The sequence below is a fragment of the Micromonospora sp. NPDC050695 genome, assembly GCF_040654415.1.
Lineage (GTDB): Bacteria > Actinomycetota > Actinomycetes > Mycobacteriales > Micromonosporaceae > Micromonospora.
On sequence record NZ_JBFAHZ010000045.1, the window covers coordinates 37,934 to 44,820 of the forward strand.

Annotated in this window: 7 protein-coding genes and 1 pseudogene; 3 read left to right on the forward strand and 5 right to left on the reverse strand. The window is 67.1% G+C overall.

Going from position 1 to position 6,887, the window contains the following annotated elements; all coding sequences use genetic code 11:
* Positions 1-25: 25 nt before the first annotated feature.
* Both AB0H52_RS25250 and AB0H52_RS25255 read right to left on the reverse strand, forming a co-directional pair.
* On the reverse strand, positions 26-1,156 hold the full coding sequence (locus AB0H52_RS25250; RefSeq protein ID WP_151491120.1) for an N-acetylmuramoyl-L-alanine amidase: 1,131 nt from the start codon (positions 1,154-1,156) through the stop codon (positions 26-28).
* Between the two features lie 115 nt (positions 1,157-1,271).
* Positions 1,272-1,859 (reverse strand): sigma-70 family RNA polymerase sigma factor, encoded by a 588-nt coding sequence (locus AB0H52_RS25255; protein WP_151491119.1) that lies wholly within the window; start codon positions 1,857-1,859, stop codon positions 1,272-1,274.
* 141 nt (positions 1,860-2,000) lie between these two features.
* Between AB0H52_RS25255 and def the strand changes: the two genes are divergently transcribed.
* From def to AB0H52_RS25270, 3 genes are all read left to right on the forward strand, one after another.
* The gene (gene def, locus AB0H52_RS25260) at positions 2,001-2,546 is read left to right on the forward strand and encodes a peptide deformylase (protein ID WP_151491118.1); all 546 of its coding nucleotides are present in this window, start codon (positions 2,001-2,003) and stop codon (positions 2,544-2,546) included.
* Between the two features lie 28 nt (positions 2,547-2,574).
* Entirely contained in the window at positions 2,575-3,177 is a 603-nt protein-coding gene (locus AB0H52_RS25265; RefSeq protein WP_192580360.1) for a DUF998 domain-containing protein, read from the forward strand.
* 114 nt (positions 3,178-3,291) lie between these two features.
* Complete coding sequence (locus tag AB0H52_RS25270) at positions 3,292-4,488, forward strand: hypothetical protein (protein WP_151491116.1); 1,197 nt, start codon at positions 3,292-3,294, stop codon at positions 4,486-4,488.
* A gap of 445 nt (positions 4,489-4,933) precedes the next feature.
* Here the strand turns inward: AB0H52_RS25270 and AB0H52_RS25275 are convergent.
* The 3 genes and pseudogenes from AB0H52_RS25275 to AB0H52_RS25285 all read right to left on the reverse strand — a co-directional run.
* Positions 4,934-5,140, reverse strand: a pseudogene (locus tag AB0H52_RS25275) (hypothetical protein); the annotation flags it as partial.
* A gap of 47 nt (positions 5,141-5,187) precedes the next feature.
* Positions 5,188-6,309 carry a hypothetical protein gene (locus tag AB0H52_RS25280; RefSeq protein WP_357950486.1) on the reverse strand — a complete coding sequence of 374 codons (1,122 nt, stop codon included), beginning with the start codon at positions 6,307-6,309 and terminating at the stop codon, positions 5,188-5,190.
* 189 nt (positions 6,310-6,498) lie between these two features.
* Complete coding sequence (locus tag AB0H52_RS25285; protein WP_357950489.1) at positions 6,499-6,819, reverse strand: integrase core domain-containing protein; 321 nt, start codon at positions 6,817-6,819, stop codon at positions 6,499-6,501.
* Positions 6,820-6,887: the final 68 nt, after the last annotated feature.

Sequence of the window (6,887 nt, forward strand, 5' to 3'; positions counted from 1 at the left end):
TACGCCCCGCACCGCCACCACGGACTCACCGATGCTTGAACGTCTGGCGGACCGTTCCGCCGACGATCGCGCACCACGTGCTCGTGCTGAGCTTGCCGTCGCGGGGCAGACCGTGCAGGGCCTGGAGGTCCTGCACCGCCGCCCGGGTGGCGTGGTCGTACGCCCCGGTGACGGCGACCGCGTACCCCTTGGTGGCGAGGATCTCCTGCACCGCGGTGACCGGCGCGCCGGTGGCGTGCTGGTCCAGCTCCGGTGCCAGGGTCTCCCAGGTCGGGGTGGTGAGCGTGGCGTCCACGTCCACCGGGATGCCGTTGCGGGCCTGCCAGTCCTGCACGGCCGCGACGGTCGCGGCGTCGAACGTGCCACTGACCGTCACCGCGTAGCCGCGGTGGATGAGCAGGTGCTGCACGACCCGGACCGACGGCGAGTTGACGAAGCGCCACAGGTCCGGCCAGCGGCGCGCCGGCACGTCACCCAGCTTGGTGCCGAGGGCGGCGTACACCCGCCGGCGCAGTGCCGGGAACTCCCGGTAGAAGGCGGCGCCCGGGCAGTCGGTGGTACGGAAGTCCCAGTGGCCGAAGATGTCGTGCGCGTGCAGCCCGTACTGGCGGCAGATCGCGACGCAGAGCGTGACCAGCGAGTCGGTCAGCGCCTTCGGCGGCGTCTCGGTGACGTAGGTGCCCTCGTTCTCGATGCCGATGGCCCGACCGTTCTCGCCCGGACAGTGCGCCGAGATCATTTGCCGGTCGCCGGCTTCGAGGCGTTCCAGGCTGCCCCGGCGGCCCTCCAGCACGTAGCCGCCACGGCTGACCGTGAAGTGCTGGCCGGTGTCCGACCAGCCGTTGCCGTCGATGTGCAGGTCCTGGCAGTCGTGGGCCAGCTTGACCGCCTGCTCACGGGAGTAGTCGGTGACGTTCGGGAACGCCATGTGGTGCACGATGATCTTGTTGGTGGGGATGGCGCTGACCGACAGCGGGTCCTTCGGTGGACGGGCGGCCCACTCGTCGCAGCTGATGATCCAGTCCAGGTCGGTGCCGGGGGCGGCCTGTGCCGTGGCGGGGAAGGCCAGCTCGCTCCCGACGACGGCGACCGTGGCGGCGCCGAGACCGGCTCGCAGCAGTGTCCGGCGGTCCACTTCGGAGTGGTCGACGTGCATCACATCTCCTCCTGCGGCCGACGGCGGGGGATGAAAAGTAGCTCCAGTGGCCGCACGCACTCCGGAGAATATTGCCAAGACTCCCCCGCGCGCTAGTGTCACCGCCATGCCCGACTCAGTTGGCGAGGGCGCGCCGGATGGAGCGGAGCGCGTAGTGCAGCCTGGAGCGGACGGTCCCCACCGGGACGCTCAGTTCGTCGGCCACCTCGTCGACTGACCTGTGCAGGTAGAACACCTGGTGCAGAACGTCGCGGTGATGTGCGCTCAGGCGGCGTGCGGCGTCGCGAAGCGCGTCGTTCGCGACAACCGTGGCGGACACGTCATCGTGCGTGGCGGCCGTGTCGGGGTCGAGTTCCTCGGTCGCCAGTGGGCGCGCCTGCTGGCGGCGATATTCGTCGATCGATGATCGGCGGGCCGCCGTGAACAGCCAGCGGCGCAGGTCGACGTCGTCGGCCGGAAGAGTGCTGACCCCGCGCCACGCCCGCACCATTGTCTCCTGGACGATGTCCTCGGCTCGCGAGTGGTTCCCACCGCTCAGCGTGAGCGCGAATCGCATCAGCGGCGGCCCCTGCGTCGAGACCAGGTGTTGAAAGCGAATGCGCGCGTCGTCATCGCCGGGTCGTGGGCGAACCACCATCTCTTCCCATCGTCTGACCGGACCGACTCGGGCAGCGTAGGGCGCGCAACTGGACAGCGTCTGCACGGAGAGTTTTCCCCGTCGTCGGCCCGGCCGGACCAGCTTCGGCGGATCCGCGACGAGGTCGTCGTCGCGGCCTGCGCGGGCGGTTGGCAAGGATCGCGGCCTTCGGTTGAACGAACGCGATCATCGTGCGATGAAAAGGGTGTGACAGTTCTTCCGATCAGACTCGTCGGGGATCCCGTCCTGCGTCAGCCGGCCACGCCGGTCGAGACGTTCGACGCGGAGCTGCGACGCCTCGTCAAGGACCTGCAGCAGACACTGGGCGACAGCGGAGGCGCCGGCCTGGCCGCCCCGCAGATCGGTGTCGGGCTGCGGGTCTTCGCCCTCCATCCCAAGCTCTCCGACGGGGATCTCGACCACCTGGTCAACCCGCAGATCACCTTCCCGGACGAGGACGAGCAGGACGGCCCCGAAGGCTGCCTCTCCATTCCCGGCGTCTACCTCGACACGAAGCGGCGGATGAACGTGGTTGCCACCGGCTTCAACCTCCATGGCGACCCGGTGCAGATCGTCGGTTCGGGCATGCTCTCGCGGTGCATCCAGCATGAGACCGACCACCTCGACGGTGTGCTCTTCCTCGACCGCCAGGACGCCGAACGGCAGCAACGAATCATCGAGACGCTGCGTGCGGCGTCCTGGTTCGACCAGGTCGACGGCCGGGAGCCGGTTGTCAAAGTCAGCCCACACTGATCGTCCGTCTGAACTCTCGGAGCACCTGTTGCGACCAGTTGCGCTCATCTCCGCCGCGGCGGCGCCGATCCTGCTCATCGGCGGCTGGACCGTCGCCGAGTCGCTGCAGCCCCCCGGCTTCGACCCCCTGCACGACACGATCAGTCAGCTGGCCGCGCTGGACGCCCGTGACCGGGGCGTGATGACCACCGCGCTCGTCGGCACCGGGCTCGCCTACCTGTGCACGGCATTCGGCCTGACCGAGGTCGCGCGGGTCGGACGACTGCTGCTCGCCATCGGTGGCGTCGGGACCATCATGGTCGCCGTGTTTCCGCTGCCGGCGGACCCGACAGCTCACGGGGTGTCCGCGGGCGTCGCCTTCATCGCGTTGGCCGCCTGGCCGTTCTTCGCGGTGGGCGGCTCCCCGGACGCGCCGTGGACCGTACGACGACCGTTCACGATCATTGCCGGGCTGACGTTACTCGCCCTCGTCGCGTGGTTCGGGGCCGCGTTGCAGAGCGGCAACCTGGTGGGGCTCGCCGAACGGATCGCGGCGGGCGCACAGGCGACCTGGCCCCTCATCGTGGCGGTGAGCCTGTTCGCGACGTCGAGACGGCGTCCGGCCGCGGCCGGTGCCGACGCGGTCAGGTGATGGCACGGGGAGCGCCGCCGGGCGGGTCGATCCGGGCCGGTGGGCGTTTCCCCGCGAGCCGGTGCGGGTAGGTCGGTCCCGACCGTCTCGGCTGCCCCGTAGAGGAATGACCATATGAGTGACAACGTCAGCGACGCGGTGGGTGACGCCCTCCGTTCGGTGATGCTCTTCCTGCCCAAGGCCGTCGCCTTCGTGGCGATCCTGGTGGCCGGTTGGCTGATCGCCAAGGCCGTGTTGAAGATCGTGGAGAAGGTCCTGGAGCGGGTCGGCTTCGACCGCGCCGTCGAGCGCGGCGGCGTCCGCCGCGCGTTGAGCCGATCCCGGTACGACGCCAGCGACATCGTCGCGAAGCTCGTCTACTACGCGGTGCTGCTGTTCACCCTTCAGCTCGCCTTCGGAATCTGGGGACCGAATCCGATCTCCGACCTGCTCGGCGCGGTGATCTCGTGGCTGCCCCGTGCCTTCGTCGCCATCGTCATCGTCGTGGTGGCCGCCGCCATCGCCAACGCGGTCAAGGACATCATCGGCGGCGCGCTCGGTGGGCTGTCGTACGGCCGGGTGCTGGCCAACATCGCCTCGGTGTTCATCCTCGGCCTCGGCGTCATCGCCGCGCTGAACCAGATCGGCGTGGCCACCGCGGTCACCACTCCCGTGCTGATCGCCGTGCTGGCCACGATCGGCGGCATCCTCGTCGTCGGTGTCGGCGGTGGCCTGATCCGTCCGATGCAGAATCGCTGGGACGCGTGGCTGACCCGCGCCGAGCAGGAGTCGCAGCTGATCGCGGCGCACGCCCAGGCGTACCGGGCCAGCCGCCGCGACGCCGAGGCCGAGCTGGCCCGCGCGTCGGCCGAGGCTGACCTGGCCCGCGCGTCGGCCGCCACCACCGGGTCGGACGCGGGGCTGCCCAGGCCGCCCGCGACCGCCACCGACCCGGAGGCCACCCAGATCGTCACCCGGCCGTCCGATCCGGAGGCCACCCAGATCGTGACCCGACCGGCCGACCTGGACGCGGCCCCGGTGGCGGGTGCATCGGGCGACCCGGACGCCACCCAGGTCGTCAGCGGAAGCAACCCGGACGCCGACACGACCCAGTTCGTCAGCCGTGGCCGTGGGGACTCCGACACGACGCAGGTCGTCGCCCCGGGGGGTGGGGACGCCGACACGACCCAGTTCGTCACCCGGGGCGGTGGAGACTCCGACACGACGCAGGTGGTGGGCACCGGTGCCGGTGGCGCGGTGCCCGGCCAGCGCGCCAGCGACGACAGCGAGGCCACCACGGTCATCCCGCCGGTCGACCCGAACCGGCGCTGACACGCGGCAGCACCAGCGGGGCGGGGGCCGGTCGGCCCCCGCCCCGCGTCGCGTCGTCCGCCACGCCGAAAGCGCTGGCCGGAGCCGGGAGGTTTGTCTAGCATCGCCGACATGACCTGGCGACATTGATCCAGCGCCTCATCCCTGCGGGGATGACGCCGCGACGTGGGTATTGAGCGGCGCCCTGCTCGACGAGCCCACCCGTACGCGGTGTTCTGGTTGTTACCGGCTTCGCGAGCAGCAGCGGCGACACTGCCATCGCGATCAAAGATCTCGAAGAACTTTGCCTTGAGCTCAGCGGAAACGGACACGGTCCGCGCAACTCCCAGAAGATCTGGGCGTTGCGAGGACCGCTAGATCCCAAGACCTCGGCCCGGCCGGACTCGTGCGCCTCCCTGATGAAGCGCGCCACCGGCCGCGCCGCGAGGATCGGCCAGGCCGTGCCATCCCGGACCTCGTCGCGGACGGCGTCAATGTCCCAGTCGGCCCACCGCAGCAGCCGCTGCATTCCGTCCGGTGACAGGTCACCGGCCTGCTCGGCGAGGGTCCAGCCGTTCTTGCGATCGAGGCCGGCGACCAGCCCGGACAGGTACTGCCGAGCCCGTCGCCTCGGTTCCGGATGAAAAAGGCTCACTGTCCGATACGCAGGCATTTGCCCGTGTCGTACCAAATTAGGCGCCATTCCTTGCTGAGATCACCTCATTGTCCTCGACGCTGGGGCCGGGAACGTAGTTGTTGTTCCGAATAGGCGGGAGGAGGTGCGAGTTGCCAGGAGGCTTGAGTACCCGACTGGGCTGAGCCATGTTGGCGAGAGGTGGCCACCGCCGCGGCCAGCGAAAGGTCCGGGCGGGTATTCCTTTGCGGAGGAGAAATTTGAGAGGTCGATGGCTGCCCGCTCAGGGTAGTCATCTGGCCGGTCGTTCGGAGAGTTCCGGAGGTGTGTGAAAGGGAATCGTACGACGGGGGCCGCGCGAGGGCATACGCTGGAACTCCGTTCGGCAGCGCATCTCGCGAAAGCAATTCGTCGAGTATGCGGACAGTGGATTGGCCGTCGCGCCCAACGGTATCGTGATTATTGTAATAGGGTTGCACGAGGGCTTCCCTGCAGTCATTCCAGTCGCGGGAAAATCCATTGGGCATCATGAAATCAAAGTGCGCCTGCTTGAATTTCATCAAGGTTGAAGTGATGTCATAACTGGGCCAGAGACCCAGGCTTAGAAACCTTCTGTCAAACTCACGGCGTCGCCTCGATAGCTCGTCTGCCTCAGTTCGATTTATTAGGATATCACCCGTGCATTCCTCTGCCTCGTCGCGGCATTGACGAAGCTCTCTAAAGAGATCGCTCTGCCGGCTGCGAAGATCTGCTTCCTCTGAATCAAGCCTCTTCGCCTCGGCGCGGCGAAGTAGTTGCATAACGCCACCCGCCCTCTCTAGGCCTGCCCGCCTCGCGGCCAGACCAGAGGCTTCTGCGGCCATCTGGTCATTAGCCTCTGAAATGCCTTCCAATTGCTGTTCCAAACGTTGCCTTCGACCGCTCAGCACCGCATATGCACGCCTGTTTTCGGCTTCGTCGCGCAGAATTCTAGCTCCTTTTAATGGATGGGCATCAAGCTCATCCCGGCGGAGCTCGGCGATACTCTGCAGGTCTTTATGACGTCTTACCCAAAACTGATACCTCGGCATTTCAGTCACTTCGGGTGTTTCTCGAAGCATCCTCCCCATCAGTTGTATCCTTTTGAGATAGTCTGTTACCTCTAGATAAAATCTGTCCTCTACTTGATAAAATCTGGACTCTACTTGCTGAAAACGTTCTTCTGGCACGCGCAATCTCCCATCGGGTGGTCTACTCTGTGCTGGGCCCTCACCATCACAACGGAATGAAGGGCTGTCGTGTTCACTCCTGTCGCGATCATCTCGGCCTGTGTTCGTTCGGTGGACGACGGCACGATCACTGCCGGTTGTGACGGATGGCTCACACACTGTCAATCCCCTGGAAGTGTGGAGGGTTGTTTAAGCTGCCTGGGCCCGGCGGGCTTCGGCGATGAAGTGTTCGTAGTCGACCGGTGACATGCCGTCGCAGGCGCTGTGGCGTCGGCGGACGTTGTAGAAGCCGACGATCCAGGTGGCGATCTTGATGCGGGCCTCGGCTCGGGTCCGGAAGCGCTGCCGGTGGATGTACTCGACCTTGATGGTGGAGTTGAACGCCTCGGCGGCGGCGTTGTCCAGGGCGCAGCCGACCCGACCCATCGACTGCGGGACGCCGAGACGCTTGCAGGCTTTGGCGTAGTCGGTGGCGGTGTACTCGGCGAGTTCAATCGGTTGTTGCAACACCGGGCTGTTCCAGCGAGCTTAGCTGTTCGGCGAAGACCTCGGCCGGGGTCTTCCAGCCAAGGCTCTTG